The 13775-nt window shown below is 62.4% G+C and carries 12 protein-coding genes; 8 read left to right on the top strand and 4 right to left on the bottom strand.

What is annotated here, in order from left to right; genetic code table 11:
* Nucleotide 1: 1 nt before the first annotated feature.
* The 5 genes from J7U39_RS17735 (at nt 2) to J7U39_RS17715 (ending at nt 4699) form a co-directional block, all read left to right on the top strand.
* Nucleotides 2–784: an ATP-binding cassette domain-containing protein gene (locus J7U39_RS17735; RefSeq protein ID WP_210631700.1), complete on the top strand. Its 783-nt coding sequence runs from the start codon at nt 2–4 to the stop codon at nt 782–784.
* Nucleotides 781–1413: a nucleoside triphosphate hydrolase gene (locus J7U39_RS17730; protein ID WP_210629378.1), complete on the top strand. Its 633-nt coding sequence runs from the start codon at nt 781–783 to the stop codon at nt 1411–1413. Before J7U39_RS17735 ends, J7U39_RS17730 begins: the two co-directional genes overlap by 4 nt.
* A gap of 159 nt (nt 1414–1572) precedes the next feature.
* A complete protein-coding gene (gene pyrC / locus J7U39_RS17725) occupies nt 1573–2613 on the top strand; it encodes a dihydroorotase (protein WP_210629377.1) in 1041 nt (346 codons plus the stop codon).
* A 183-nt stretch (nt 2614–2796) separates the two neighbouring features.
* Nucleotides 2797–3975, top strand: a complete 1179-nt coding sequence (locus J7U39_RS17720; RefSeq protein ID WP_210629376.1) for a GGDEF domain-containing protein — start codon at nt 2797–2799, stop codon at nt 3973–3975.
* A 187-nt stretch (nt 3976–4162) separates the two neighbouring features.
* Nucleotides 4163–4699: a glyoxalase superfamily protein gene (locus J7U39_RS17715; RefSeq protein WP_210629375.1), complete on the top strand. Its 537-nt coding sequence runs from the start codon at nt 4163–4165 to the stop codon at nt 4697–4699.
* Nucleotides 4700–4968: 269 nt separating this feature from the next.
* Here the strand turns inward: J7U39_RS17715 and J7U39_RS17710 are convergent, their stop codons facing one another.
* Nucleotides 4969–5451 carry an anthrone oxygenase family protein gene (locus tag J7U39_RS17710; protein ID WP_210629374.1) on the bottom strand — a complete coding sequence of 161 codons (483 nt, stop codon included), beginning with the start codon at nt 5449–5451 and terminating at the stop codon, nt 4969–4971.
* A gap of 96 nt (nt 5452–5547) precedes the next feature.
* Between J7U39_RS17710 and J7U39_RS17705 the strand changes: the two genes are divergently transcribed.
* From J7U39_RS17705 to J7U39_RS17695, 3 genes are all read left to right on the top strand, one after another.
* Nucleotides 5548–6204 (top strand): TetR/AcrR family transcriptional regulator, encoded by a 657-nt coding sequence (locus J7U39_RS17705; RefSeq protein WP_210629373.1) that lies wholly within the window; start codon nt 5548–5550, stop codon nt 6202–6204.
* 69 nt (nt 6205–6273) lie between these two features.
* Nucleotides 6274–6963, top strand: a complete 690-nt coding sequence (locus J7U39_RS17700; protein WP_210629372.1) for an orotate phosphoribosyltransferase — start codon at nt 6274–6276, stop codon at nt 6961–6963.
* Between the two features lie 62 nt (nt 6964–7025).
* Nucleotides 7026–7952, top strand: coding sequence for a carbohydrate kinase (locus J7U39_RS17695; RefSeq protein ID WP_210629371.1), 927 nt, complete (start codon nt 7026–7028; stop codon nt 7950–7952).
* A gap of 178 nt (nt 7953–8130) precedes the next feature.
* On the opposite strand, the gene otsA is transcribed toward J7U39_RS17695, so the two are convergent.
* The 3 genes from otsA to J7U39_RS17680 all read right to left on the bottom strand — a co-directional run bounded on the left by otsA (nt 8131) and on the right by J7U39_RS17680 (nt 13656).
* Nucleotides 8131–9546 (bottom strand): alpha,alpha-trehalose-phosphate synthase (UDP-forming), encoded by a 1416-nt coding sequence (gene otsA, locus J7U39_RS17690; protein WP_210629370.1) that lies wholly within the window; start codon nt 9544–9546, stop codon nt 8131–8133.
* Between the two features lie 647 nt (nt 9547–10193).
* Complete coding sequence (gene pgi / locus J7U39_RS17685; protein WP_210629369.1) at nt 10194–11819, bottom strand: glucose-6-phosphate isomerase; 1626 nt, start codon at nt 11817–11819, stop codon at nt 10194–10196.
* A gap of 136 nt (nt 11820–11955) precedes the next feature.
* Nucleotides 11956–13656, bottom strand: a complete 1701-nt coding sequence (locus J7U39_RS17680; protein WP_210629368.1) for a long-chain fatty acid--CoA ligase — start codon at nt 13654–13656, stop codon at nt 11956–11958.
* Between the last annotated feature and the right edge of the window lie 119 nt (nt 13657–13775).

Raw genomic sequence — 13775 nt, 5'->3', positions numbered from 1 at the left:
CATGGCTGTCGAACCCATTCTCACCGCCCGCGGCCTCGTCAAGCGTTATGGACGCGTGACCGCGCTCGACAATGCCGATTTCGACCTCTACCCGGGTGAAATCCTTGCCGTCATCGGCGATAACGGCGCCGGCAAGTCGTCGCTCATCAAGGCCATTTCAGGTGCGGTCACCCCCGACGAGGGCGTGATTACGCTCGAAGGCCGGCAGGTGCAGTTCCGCTCACCGATGGAGGCGCGCGAAGCCGGCATCGAAACCGTCTACCAGAACCTTGCTCTGTCGCCAGCGCTGTCGATCGCCGACAACATGTTCCTCGGCCGCGAGATCCGCAAAAAGGGTCCGCTCGGCTCGCTGTTCCGCATGCTCGACCGGCCGGCCATGGAAAAGCTGGCGCGCAACAAGCTCTCCGAACTCGGCCTGATGACCATCCAGAACATCAACCAGGCGGTGGAGACGCTGTCCGGCGGTCAGCGCCAGGGTGTCGCCGTCGCCCGCGCCGCAGCCTTCGGCTCGAAGGTCATCATCATGGACGAACCGACGGCCGCGCTCGGCGTCAAGGAAAGCCGGCGCGTGCTGGAGCTGATCCTCGACGTGCGCGCCCGCGGCCTGCCGATCGTGCTGATCTCGCACAATATGCCGCATGTCTTCGAGGTCGCCGACCGGATCCATATCCACCGTCTCGGCCGGCGCCTGACGGTGATCAATCCGAAGGAGTACACCATGTCCGACGCCGTCGCCTTCATGACCGGCGCCAAGGCGGTGCCGACGGAGCCCGTTGCGGCATGAGCGTACGCATCGACGACATCGCCGGCGAGGTGCTTTCCCGCGCCGGCGATGCCAAGCGTTTCCTGATCGCCGTCGCCGGGCCGCCGGGGGCGGGTAAATCGACCATGGCCGACAATCTGGCGGCGGCGCTGAAAGCCAAGGGCGAAAGCGCCGCAGTCCTGCCGATGGACGGCTTCCACATGGACAATGCCATCCTGATCGAGCGCGGCCTCTTGGCGCGCAAGGGCATTCCCGAGACCTTCGATGTCAGAGGCTTCCTCGATATCATCCGCGCCGTCCGCCGGGCCGACCAGGAGGTTCTGGCGCCGGTCTTCGACCGTTCCCGGGAACTCGCCATCGCCTCGGCCCGGCCGATCGATCCCAAGGACCGTTTCATCATCGTCGAGGGCAATTATCTGCTCTTCACGCAGGGCAAATGGGCCGAGCTCGACGGCATCTTCGATTTTTCGATCATGCTGGCGCCGCCGATCGCGGTGCTCGAGGAGCGGCTCTGGGCACGCTGGCGCGGTTACAACCTCGATGAGGAGGCCGCCAGCGCCAAGGTTTACGGCAACGACCTACCGAACGGCCGGCTGATCCTCGAAAATCGCCGCCCGGCCGATGTGACGCTGGAGATCGCGCTGGCATAATGTCGCGGCGATCGGCTTGACGACCATGCCGGCCGAACTTGTGCAGCGGTGGGATGGCGACATGCAGGAAATTGCGTTGGAGCGCCTCGCATGAATCAATTTCAATGCGACGCGCTTTAGTGCTATCAGGCCGCAGACGCATCGCTTCGGAGGCCTGCCATGCAATCGATCACCATCCGCCGTCCCGACGACTGGCACCTGCATCTGCGCGACGGCGCCATGCTGGAAGGCGTGATCGCCGATACGAGCCGCACCTTCGCCCGCGCCATCATCATGCCCAATCTGGTGCCGCCGGTCGTCACCACCGCGGATGCGAAGGCCTATCGCGAGCGCATCCTCAAGGCGTTGCCGGACGGCCACCGCTTTCAGCCGCTGATGACGCTTTATCTGACCGAACACACCAGCCCCGACGATGTGGCGGAGGGTGCGAAGAGCGGCCTCATCACCGCCGTCAAGCTTTATCCCGCCGGCGCCACCACCAATTCGCATGGCGGCGTGCGTGACATGGAGAAGGCGATGCCGGTGCTGGAGCGCATGGCTGCGATCGGTCTGCCGCTCTGCGTCCATGGCGAGGTGACGACGCCCGATGTCGATATTTTCGACCGTGAGGCCGTCTTCATCGACACCGTGCTCGATCCGCTGCGCCGGCGCCTGCCCGAATTGAGGGTGACGATGGAGCATGTGACGACCGCAGACGGCATCGATTACATCAAGGCGGCCAAATCAAACCTCGCCGGCTCGATCACCACCCACCATCTGATCATCAACCGCAACACGATCCTCGTCGGCGGCATCCGCCCGCATTATTACTGTCTGCCGGTCGCCAAGCGCGAGAACCACCGGCTGGCGCTGCGCGCCGCCGCCGTCAGCGGCGACAAACGCTTCTTCCTCGGCACCGATTCCGCCCCGCATGTCGATCCGCTGAAGGAATGCGCCTGCGGCTGCGCCGGCATCTACACCTCGATCAATACGATGAGCTGCCTTGCCCATGTCTTCGAGGAGGAGGGTGCGCTCGACAGGCTCGAAGCCTTCGCCTCGCTGAACGGGCCGGCCTGGTACGGGCTTCAGCCGAACGAGGAACGGATCACGCTGTCGAAGCAGGCCGAGCCGGTCGTCTTTCCCGCCAAGATAGAAACCGGCGCCGGCCCGGTAACGGTCTTCGATCCGATGTTTCCCCTGCATTGGCAGGTAGTGACGTAGGGGGTGCTTCCGCCTTTTTCTATTTTAAATAGAATATTCATGTAAGTGGCGCGCAGACGTTAGACGCCTAACATTTTCATTGTGCAATGCATCATTTGTTAACGGGTGCATAAGACATTTTTCTCCGCGGAACCCCACGTTGCCAATTATCTGGCGCGCCACCGCTGCGGAGACTGAAGAAGCATGATGCTTGACTACAACTCCCTTTTGCTGGCGCTCGGCGTCTCCGCGGCCTGCCTTGCCGTCACATTGATGGGAAGCTGGCTGGTGCGCCGGGCCGAAACCGTGCTGCTCACCGCCACCATCGGTCTGGTCCTGGTCGTCAGCGGCATTTTCGTCTACAGCGCCTATGTGAGCAGGCCTGATACAGGTTTCGCCATTGGCAGTTTCATGCTGTTCCATGCCGGCTTCGCCACCATCTGGGGCGCGGGCAAACAGTTCCTTACCGGCCGCCTGTCGATCGTTGCCACTGCCATCCGGGCCCTGGCGGCGATGACCTTCTCGATCGTGCCGATGGTTTCCGGATATGACGGTTTAGCCTTCATCGCCGACAATCTCGCCATCGCCCTGCTGCTCTTTGCCACCGCCCGGCAATATTGGCTCGCCCGCGCCGAAGCCCCGGCGCCGCTGCTCGGCATCGCGGCGCTCTATACGCTGACGGCAATTTCCTTCGTTCTCTGCGCCGCCGTGCTGATTGCCGATGGCAAGCTGGTGCTCGGCAAGGCGCCCAGCAACTGGGCGGAGGATCTGAGCCTTGCCGTCTGCATCGCCGGCATGACCGGCATCGGCGCGCTGTCGCTGGCGCTGCATCAATGGCGGCTCGCCGCCCGCCATCGCCTCGAGGCGATCACCGATCCGCTGACCGGCCTGCTCAACCGCCGCGCCGTCTTCGACGAGTACGGCACGCGCCCAATGGGATCGACCACCGCCATCATCGTCTTCGATATCGACCATTTCAAATCCGTCAACGACCGCTATGGCCATGCGAGCGGCGACCGCGTGATCACCGTCTTCGCCGAGGAACTCGCCGCCAATTGCCGCCCTGGCGATACCGCCGCGAGGCTCGGGGGCGAAGAATTTGCGCTGGTGCTGAAACAGGTCATGCCAGGCCGGGCCGAACTGACGGCTGAGCGGATCCGCAGGGCCTTCGAGGCGCGAGAGATTCCGATCGACGGTGAGGTGTTGAGATGCACAGTGAGCGTCGGCGTTGCGCCCGGCCGCTCGCAGCCACTGGATTTCGACACCATGCTGAGTGCCGCCGATAAGGCGCTTTACGCCGCCAAGCGCGCCGGCCGCAACCGCGTCGAGCTTGCCGCCCACCTGCAGGCGGTGCCCCTCGAGGCATCGCGCACGGCGTCTTGATCCGGGACGACGCGTCTCATACGATCGCCCTTGGCCGGATGCGGCCAGCCGCCCGCGACGCATCAGCGTTATGGTGAATGCATCCAGAGATATCCTTCACATCCCTTGCCGTTTGGCGATCGATGGCGAACGGGTCAGCAGACGCGGGCACTGATCGTCCTGTTTGCCGCCGACGGAAGGATTCACTATGCGCGATTTTCGCGATGCCAAGCTCATGGCAAAGACATTGCGGCAAGCCCTTGCCGACCGCAATATTTCTCTCACCCACAGCGAGACGCTCGAAATCGTCGCCCGGCAATTCGGGCTCGAGCAATGGAATATCCTCTCGGCCAAGATCGATGCGGCGGGTTCAGGCCGCGCCGCCATCGGCATCGAGCCGCCGATGCCGATCTTCCGTATCTTCTCGGTCGAAAAGGCGATGGAATTCTATTGCGGTTTCCTCGGCTTCACGCTCGACTGGGAACATCGCTTCGGCGAAAACTTCCCGCTCTATTGCCAGGTGTCGCGTGAGGGTATGGCGCTGCACTTGAGCGAACATTCCGGCGACGCCAGCCCCGGCGCCAAGGCCTTCGTCCGCGTCGCCAATGTGCGCGCCTATCACGCCGAACTCATCGGCAAGGATTACCGCTATATGAAGCCCGGCGTCGAGGAAGCGCCCTGGGGGCTGGAGATGACCGTCATCGATCCCTTTAGTAATCGCATCGTCTTTTGCGAGCAGAAATAACCGAGGAGACAGTCGGTCAACTCCTCTTTCGGAATGCTCGAACTGTTTGAAGGCTGACCGTTGCAGAATGTATCTGTGGCGACGGTCACCACACGCGATGCCGTTGCCGCGAAGTCATGCCATATCCGCACCCTCATTCCTGTCCTCGGGCTTGACCCGAGCACAGGAATGGGGATGGGGTGAGCGTCCGTTTCCAAGGCGAAAGGAAGGCAGCAGCACCCTCCAACGTCCCTCATCCTCGAGGCTCTCGGATGAGGCCTGCGCCCCTGCTAAATCATCATCAGCGCCCGCACAAAAGCGACCGAGGCAAGCAGCGAGGCGATGGTGCGTACATGGTTCCACCACGTCCAGTCCCGGAGATAGGCCGTCCAAAGCGCCGCCGCTTCCGCGCCGCCGCCGCTGACCTTTTCCAGTGCGTCGTTCATCGGCACGTTGAAGATGATCGTCGAGAGGAAGGAGGCAAAGACATAGAGGGCTGCACCCCCCAGCATCAGCGCGGACGCCCCGCCGCGCCAGTTGATCAGCGCCAGCACAGCAATGACCAGGCAGAGGATCGCCGTCGGTACGAACAGCGCCATGAAGGGCGAGCGGACGATCGTCACGTTGATCGAATTCATCGCGGCAATGCCCTGTTCCGCCGGAATGCGCGAGAAGGCGGTCATGATGAAGGTGGAGAAGGCGAAGAAGATGCCGGCGACCAAGCCGCTGCCGATCGCCGCGGCGACGAGGGAAAGAATGAGGACCATCTGCATGTCGAAACTCCTTCCTGATGAAACAAGAGAAACTCTCTTGTTTGTAAAATCGGATAAACTCTCTTATTTTCTTTGTCAACAGGCAAAGGAGAGAACATGTCGGGGCAGCCGGCGGCAACGCGCAGACGTCACCAGGACCATAGCGGCCAGCCGCGACGCATCCCGCGCCAGCAGCGCGGCCGCGAGCGTTTCGAAAAAATCCTCGCCGTCGCCGCCGAACTGATCGAAAGTCATGGCAGCGACGGCCTGAAGATGAGCGAGATCGTCGAAAAGGCGGGCCTTTCCTTCGGCGCCCTCTACCAGTATTTCCCCGACAAGAGCGCCATCATCCGGACATTGGCCGAACGCTTCAACGAGGAGGGCCGGCGCTGTGTCGAGGCGGAACTGGCGAAGGTCGTCGACGCCGCGGCCCTGCCAGGCGCGCTCGCCAGGATCGTCGACGAATATTACGCCTTCTTCCGCCGCGAGCCCGTGATGCGCGACATCTGGCACGCGACCCATACCGACAAGCTGCTGCAGCAGGTCGACGCCGAAGATATGGAATTCCATGCTCAGGCGTTTCTCGCCCTGCTCGTGCGCCTCTGGCCGGATCGGGACCGCAGCGAACTTCAGGCGATCGCCCGGCTGACGATGCAGCTGCTTGCCGCCGCCGTGCGTTATGCCGTTTCGCTGGATGCCGAGGAGGGGGCCCGAACGATCGCCCTGTTCAAGACGATGCAAGGGCCCGATATCGGCCGTCTCTTGCTGGAATAGCTCGCCTGCGTCTGGAAACGGTGGGCGCTTGCTGCTATTGCCGGAGACGCAAAACCGATGGAGAGCCCGATGATCCAGACCGCATTTCCCGACCGCGCCCTGATGGCCGAACTGGTGGCCAAGATGCTCTGGGAGATCAAGGCGGTGCATTTCAATGCGGCCCAGCCTTACAAGCTCTCTTCCGGGATGGCGAGCCCGGTCTATATCGATTGCCGCAAGCTCTTGTCCTACCCGCGCATCCGTTCGACGGTGATGGATTTTGCCGCCAGCACGCTCTTGCGCGATGCCGGTTTTGAGCAGTTCGATTGCATCGCCGGCGGCGAGACCGCCGGCATTCCCTTCGCCGCCCTGCTCGCCGATCGCCTCGGCCTGCCGATGATCTATGTCCGCAAGCAGCCGAAGGGCCATGGCCGCAATGCCCAGATCGAAGGCAATATGCCGGACGGTTCGCGCGTGCTCGTCATCGAGGACCTGACGACGGCTGGCGGCAGCATGTTCAAGTTCATCGACGCCATTCGCGCCGCCGGCGGCATTGTCGATCACGGCATCGCGCTGTTCTTCTACGGCATTTTCGGCGACCAGCGTTTTGCCGACGGCAAGGTCAGGCTGCATCACATCGCCACCTGGCGCAGCGTCCTTGCGGTTGCCAGGGCAGAGAAGCTTTTCGACGACAAGACGCTTGCAGAGGTCGAGGCCTTCCTCGACGCGCCGCTGGCATGGTCGGCGAGGAATGGTGGAGTCAGTGAGCTTTCGCTCTAATCGGTTGACAAAAGCTCACTTAAGCGCTTGATGAAGATAGAAATGCTGTTGGGAGGAATCCGATGATTTTGTGCTGCGGCGAAGCCCTGATTGACATGCTGCCGAGGGACACGACGCTTGGCGAAAAGGGCTTTGCGCCCTATGCCGGCGGCGCGATCTTCAACACCGCCATCGCGCTCGGCCGCCTCGGCATTCCCACCGCCTTCTTCACCGGCATTGCCGACGACATGATGGGCGAAATCTTGCTGGCGACGCTGAAGGCGAGCAACGTCGATTACAGCCCATGCGCCATCACTCCGCGGCCCTCGACGATCGCCTTCGTCAAGCTCGTCAACGGCCAGGCGACCTATGCCTTCTATGACGAAGGCACGGCCGGCCGGATGATCACCGAGGCGGACCTGCCGACGCTTGACGATGATTGCGAAGCACTGCATTTCGGCGCGATCAGCCTGATCCCGAGCCCCTGCGGCGAAACGTACGAAGCCTTGCTCGACCGCGAAGCCGCCCGCCGCGTGATTTCGCTCGACCCCAACATTCGCCCGGGCTTCATCAAGGACAAGCCGGCGCATATGGCCCGCATCCGGCGCATGGCGGCAAAGGCCGACATCGTCAAATTTTCCGACGAGGATCTCGACTGGTTCGGGCTCCAAGGTGACCACGACGCGCTCGCCGCCCATTGGCTCGCCCACGGCGCCAAGCTCGTCGTCATCACCAAGGGCGCCGAAGGCGCGTCCGGCTATACCAGGGATCGCAAGGTGACGGTGCCGAGTGAACGCGTTGCCGTCGTCGACACGGTCGGCGCCGGCGATACCTTCGACGCCGGCGTGCTGGCCTCGCTGAAGATGGACAATCTGCTGAGCAAAGAACAGGTCGCCTCGCTCGACGAACAGGCGGTGCGCAACGCCCTGACGCTCGGCGCCAAGGCGGCCGCCGTCACCGTCTCCCGCGCCGGCGCCAATCCGCCATGGGCGCATGAGATCGGGCTTTAAGGCTTAAGCGAGCATCGGCCCCTCATCCGCCGGCACCTTCCTCCCGCTTCCGGGGCGAAGGAAATGTGCCGCGACGTTCCGATTTCCTCTTCTCCCCGTGGGGAGAAGAGATATGCGGCAACGTTTCGATCCCCTCTTCTCCCGTCGGGGATCCGAAGGACCGGTCGGCACCGATCGATCAAGAAACGATCCGGGAGTCACCCCCCGGTTGAAGCTCTGGAGCGGTCACCAGATCCCGCAGGAAGGTTTCGCACCACAGTGAGACATCGTGCGAGAGCAGGTGTTCCATCATCATGCTCCAGCGGTCGCGGCGCTCCTCGAGCGACATGGCAAGGCCGCGGGCAAGCGCATTGGCGGTGCCCTCGACATCATAGGGATTGACCAGCAGCGCGCCCCTCAACTCCCGTGCCGCACCGGCGAAGCGCGACAGCACCAGAACGCCCGGGCGATCCGGATCCTGGGCGGCGACATATTCCTTGGCGACGAGGTTCATGCCGTCGCGCAACGGCGTCACCAGCCCGATCCTCGCCAGGCGGTAGAGGCCGGCGAGCACGTTGCGGCTGATCGATCGGTTGACATAGCGGATCGGTACCCAGTCGACCGTTCCGATGCCGCCGTTCACGCGGCCGGCCTGTTCGGCGACCATCTTCTGCATATGCTCGTATTCGGGGACCTCCGATCGCGATTTCGGCGTGACCTGCAGATAGGTGACCTTGTTCTGGTAGGCGGGATTGGTGGTCAGGAAGCGTTCGAACGCTTCCAGCCGCTGAATGATGCCCTTCGAATAATCGAGGCGGTCGACGCCGATGATCATATCCCGGCCTTCGATGCTGCGCCGGGTCTTTTGCACCATGACATTGTTTGCGGCTTTCTCGGCGAATTCGGCGAATCCAGCAGTCTCGATCCCGATCGGATAGGCGCCGGCCTTGAAAATCCGCCCGTGGGAATCGAACAGCCCGTTTCCGAGGTCGTCGCCGATGCCCTCCCGTCTCAAGTAACCGGCGAAGTTCTGGAGGTCGTAATCGGTCTGGAAGCCGACGAGATCGTAATGGGAGAGGCCGCGCATGATCTCTTCATGAACGGGCATGGTGACGAGAATATCGGCCGGCGGCCAGGGAATGTGCAGGAAGAAGCCGATCCTGTTCTTCAGCCCCATTTGCCGCAGTTCGGCGGCCAGCGGAATCAGGTGGTAATCATGAACCCAGATGATGTCGTCCTTCTCGATCATCGGCGCCAGCCGGTGCGCGAAGAAACGGTTGACGCGGAAATAGCCGGCCATTTCCTTCCGGCCATATTCGGCGAGGTCGAGGCGGTAGTGACAGATCGGCCAGAGAACGCGGTTTGCAAAGCCGCGATAATATTCCTCGACATCGGTGTCGGTGAGATCGGTCAGCGCATAGGTGATGTTGCCCTTCTGCAGCAGCGAGAGCGGGCCAGGCTCCCTTTCTCCGCTCGACTCTCCCGACCATCCCATCCAGATGCCGCCGCGCGCCTGCAGGGCTGCCTGCAGCGCAACCGCGAGGCCGCCGGCCGCGGCACTGCCATCCTTGGCTGGCATGGGGACACGATTGGAAACGACGGTAAGACGGCTCATGAGCTTCCTTTAGTGATGATGAAACGTGAAAACGCTCTGTGCCGGGCGCCTTGGAGAGCCTTATGGACGGGGCAGGGACGATCCGATGCTGGCGCCGCCATCGAAAGGACACGTCCGGACGCGAGTGGCCCATGTATAGGCTTCGGAAAACGGTGAAACGGGGTGTCGTCCCCGGTTTGATAGGCCATGTCGTCGGAAGTACCCTGCGCACAGATTTTGCTTGAATCTAGGGCGACGACGGTGGATTGAAAGAATTCTTTCTACAATTTTCTATTAGCGGAACGTTCAATCCGGTTTCGCACCAACAGCCCATCGACACCGATGCGCTGGCCTGGCCGATATCAGGTCATCATTTGCGGCCGCATGACGCTGTCGTCCGATCCGCCCCGGGCGCGTGAATTTCCTGGTAATGCTGAAGCCGGCCTCCGCTCCTTGCCAGCCGCCGGCACCGCCCTTCAGACCCGCTTGCGGGGCGAAGGGATATATACCGCAGCCTCGCGCCTCCCTCTTCTCACCGGCGAGGAGGATACGCCGCGACCTCTCCGTTCCCCTACTCCCTCGCCCGGTTACGAGGCTCCGCAGGACGGGTCGAGACCAGTGGCTCGACCCCGAGGGTTAGGGTGAGGGGCGAGCCCGGCTTTCGAAACTTACTTCGCAAGCTTCGCCAGCGCCGCAACCAGCCCCTGGGTGGAGGAATCGTGGCTCGCCGCACTCTCTTTGCCCTCGACGACGGGCAGCAGGCCCGTTGCCAGTTCCTTGCCGAGTTCGACGCCCCACTGGTCGAAGGAGTTGATGCGGAAGAGCACGCCTTCGACGAAGACGCGATGTTCGTAGAGCGCGATCAGACGGCCGAGCGCATAGGGGGTCAGCTTGTCGTAGACGAAGGTGATCGACGGGCGGTTGCCCTGGAAGACGCGGTGCGGCGCGATGAAATCGGCCTTCTTGTCGTCCATGCCCTTGTCGGTCAACTGCTTCTTGGCTTCCGCGAAGGTGCGGCCCTTCATCAGTGCTTCAGACTGGGCAAGCACGTTGGAGATCAAGAGCTGGTGTTGGTGGCGCAACTCCGACTCGAAGGCATTGGCGGCGATCATGAATTCGGCCGGGATGATGCTCGTGCCCTGATGGATGAGCTGGTAGAAGGCGTGCTGGCCATTGGTGCCGGGTTCGCCCCAGACGACCGGGCCGGAATTGCCCTCGACCGGCGTGCCGTCGATGGTGACGCCCTTGCCGTTCGATTCCATGTCGAGCTGCTGCAGATAGGCCGGGAAACGCGACAGGCGCTGGTCGTAGGGCAGGATGGCGCGGGTGGGATAGTTCAGCACATTGCGGTGGTAGAAGCCGATCAGGCCGAGCAGCATCGGCAGGTTTTCGGTAATCGGCGCCTTACGGAAGTGGTTGTCGACCGCATGCGCGCCGTCGAGGAACTTGCCGAAATTCTCAGGCCCGATCGCGATCATCAGCGGCAGGCCGATCGCCGACCAGATCGAGTAGCGGCCGCCGACCCAATCCCAGAAGCCGAAGACGCGGGCGCTGTCGATGCCGAAGGCGGCGACCTTGTCGAGCGCCGTCGAGACGGCGGCGAAGTGGTGCTGCACGGCCGATTCGCCGAGCGCCTTCGCGATGAAATTGCGCGCCGTCTGCGCATTGGTCATCGTCTCGACGGTCGTGAAGGTCTTCGAGGCGACGATGAACAGCGTCGTTTCCGGCTGCACCAGCTTCAGGATGTCGGCAATATGGGCACCGTCGATATTGGAGACGAAATGGGCGCGCGGGCCGTCATGGAAGGGGGCAAGCGCCAGCGTCGCCATGACGGGGCCAAGATCGGAGCCGCCGATGCCGATATTGATGACGTCGGTGATCGTCTTGCCGGTGACGCCCTTCAGCGTGCCGGAGCGGATGTCGTCGGCAAACTTGCCCATGGCGGCAAGCACGGCGTTGACGTCAGGCATGACATCCTTGCCGTCCACCAGAACAGGCGTATTCGACCGGTTGCGTAGCGCCGTGTGCAGGACGGCGCGGTCCTCGGTGAAGTTGATCGCCTTGCCGGAGAACATCTCCTCGCGCTTCTTCTCGACGCCGCCTTCTTCGGCAAGCCTGACCAAAAGCTTGAGGATCTCGTCGTTCACCGCCGTCTTGGAAAAGTCCATCAGCAGATCGTCAAGCGAGACGGAAAAGCGCGAAAAGCGCTGCGGATCGGCGGCGAAGGCGGCGCGGAGATCGGTCGCCTTGGTGGCATCAGCGGTGCTTTTCAGCTGTTCGACGATGGCGTTCATGGGAGGCTCCTTTTGAGGCGGAAAGGTTGCGGAAACTATTCGCTTTCTCAGGCGCAAATCAAGTTCAGCCGCCGCTCCAAATATGAAAAATCATCCGCGGCGAGCGGAGGGCTTTAATTTCATCAGATCGTCAAATTTAGCCGCGCAGGTCCTTGCGCAGGATCTTGCCGACAGGCGACTTCGGCAGTTCGGCGCGGAATTCGATGAAACGCGGGCGCTTGTAGTTGGTAAGATTGGCGATGCAATGGGCCCTCACCTCCGCCTCCGTCAGGGTCGGATCCTTTCTGACGACGAAGAGCTTGACCGCCTCGCCGGAATGCCCGTCCGGCACGCCGATCGCCGCCGCCTCCAGGATGCCGGCATGCATGGCGGCGACTTCCTCGATCTCGTTCGGATAGACGTTGAAGCCGGAAACGAGGATCATGTCCTTCTTGCGGTCGACGATCTTGGTGTAACCGCGCTCGTCCATGAAGCCCATGTCGCCCGAGCGGAAATAGCCGTCTGATGTCATCACCCGCGCCGTTTCCTCCGGCTTCTGCCAATAGCCGGCCATCACCTGCGGCCCGCGGATGCAGATCTCGCCGATTTCGCCTGTTGGCAGCGAACGGCCCTCCTCGTCGCGGATATCGAGTTCGGTCGAGGGAAGCGGCAGGCCGATCGAGCCGGTGAACTCGGGCGAATCGAAGCGGTTGGCGGTGGCGACAGGCGACGTCTCGGAAAGGCCGTAGCCCTCTGTCACCGCCGTGCCCGTTATCTTCAACCAGCGTTCGGCAACCGGGCGCTGGACGGCCATGCCCCCGCCAAGCGACATGATGAGAGAGGAGAAATCGAGCTTGGCGAATTCGGCGTTGTTCATCAGCGCGTTGAACAGCGTGTTAAGGCCGGGGAAGATATGAATGTTCGACCTTCCGAATTCCTTGACGAGGCCGGGAATATCGCGCGGGTTGGCGATCAGGATATTGTGGGCGCCGAGCGACATGCCCATCAGCGAATTCACCGTCAGCGCGAAGATGTGGTAGAGGGGCAGCGCGCAGAGGAAGTTCAACACCTCCGGTTGTTTCTTGCGCTGGAAAGCCGATCGCAGCCAGAGCGACAGCTGCAGCTTGTTGGCGAGCAGGTTCTGATGCGTGAGCACCGCGCCCTTGGCAATGCCCGTTGTGCCGCCGGTATATTGCAGGAAGGCGATGTCGCCGGCCGCAAGCGTGACCGGGCGGAGACTTTTCCTTGCGCCTTCGCTGAGCACCTGACCGAAGCTCTTATGCTGAGGGATCGACCAGGAGGGAACGAGCTTCTTTACCTTGCGCACGACGAAATTGACCATCAGCCCCTTCGGCCCCAGCATTTCGCCGAGCGAGGTGACGACGACATGGCGCAGGTCGGTCTTGTTGAGGACCTGCTCGACGGTACGGGCGAAATTCTCCAGCACGAAGATCGCTTTGGCGCCGGAATCACGCAGCTGGTGTTCGAGTTCGCGCGGCGTATAGAGCGGATTGACGTTGACGACCACCAGGCCGGCCCGAAGGATCGCATAGGTGGCGACGGGGTTCTGCAGGACATTCGGCATCATCACCGCGACGCGGTCGCCTTTCTCGAGGCCGATGCTCTGCAGCCAGGCGGCGACCTTGCGCGTCTGGCTTTCGAGCTCGCGGTAGCTCATCGCCCTGCCCATGCTCGAAAAAACCGTCCGGTCGGCGTAACGGGCGCAGGATTTTTCCAAAAGCTCGGCAAGCGAGGCATATTCCAGCGGCGGCAGTTCGGCCGGAACCATATCGGGATAGGTGGCAAGCCAGGGCTTGTCCGCTTTTGCTCCGTTCGGATGGACGGAAATGCTGCTCATCGTGTCTCTCTCTCCCTTGCGGCCGCCGCGCCGGTCGAGCCCTGGTCGACCGGCTCTCATTGACCGGAAGCATCCTCCATCTTCCAGTCCGGCAGCTTATGCCATTGCCTGAACGGTTC

It is taken from the genome of Rhizobium sp. NLR16a, from assembly GCF_017948245.1.
Classification (GTDB): Bacteria; Pseudomonadota; Alphaproteobacteria; order Rhizobiales; family Rhizobiaceae; genus Rhizobium.
Note: the sequence above shows the minus strand (reverse complement) of the source record. Positions and strands in the feature narration are given on the sequence as shown.

Excerpts from the sequence above, each read along its gene's own strand:
- otsA (WP_210629370.1), bottom strand. The coding sequence starts at position 9,546 with ATGAGCCGTCTTACCGTCGTTTCCAATCGTGTCCCCATGCCAGCCAAG.
- J7U39_RS17680 (WP_210629368.1), bottom strand. The coding sequence starts at position 13,656 with ATGAGCAGCATTTCCGTCCATCCGAACGGAGCAAAAGCGGACAAGCCC.
- J7U39_RS17705 (WP_210629373.1), top strand. The coding sequence starts at position 5,548 with ATGTCGGGGCAGCCGGCGGCAACGCGCAGACGTCACCAGGACCATAGC.
- J7U39_RS17720 (WP_210629376.1), top strand. The coding sequence starts at position 2,797 with ATGATGCTTGACTACAACTCCCTTTTGCTGGCGCTCGGCGTCTCCGCG.
- J7U39_RS17715 (WP_210629375.1), top strand. The coding sequence starts at position 4,163 with ATGCGCGATTTTCGCGATGCCAAGCTCATGGCAAAGACATTGCGGCAA.
- pgi (WP_210629369.1), bottom strand. The coding sequence starts at position 11,819 with ATGAACGCCATCGTCGAACAGCTGAAAAGCACCGCTGATGCCACCAAG.
- pyrC (WP_210629377.1), top strand. The coding sequence starts at position 1,573 with ATGCAATCGATCACCATCCGCCGTCCCGACGACTGGCACCTGCATCTG.
- J7U39_RS17735 (WP_210631700.1), top strand. The coding sequence starts at position 2 with ATGGCTGTCGAACCCATTCTCACCGCCCGCGGCCTCGTCAAGCGTTAT.
- J7U39_RS17695 (WP_210629371.1), top strand. The coding sequence starts at position 7,026 with ATGATTTTGTGCTGCGGCGAAGCCCTGATTGACATGCTGCCGAGGGAC.
- J7U39_RS17700 (WP_210629372.1), top strand. The coding sequence starts at position 6,274 with ATGATCCAGACCGCATTTCCCGACCGCGCCCTGATGGCCGAACTGGTG.
- J7U39_RS17710 (WP_210629374.1), bottom strand. The coding sequence starts at position 5,451 with ATGCAGATGGTCCTCATTCTTTCCCTCGTCGCCGCGGCGATCGGCAGC.
- J7U39_RS17730 (WP_210629378.1), top strand. The coding sequence starts at position 781 with ATGAGCGTACGCATCGACGACATCGCCGGCGAGGTGCTTTCCCGCGCC.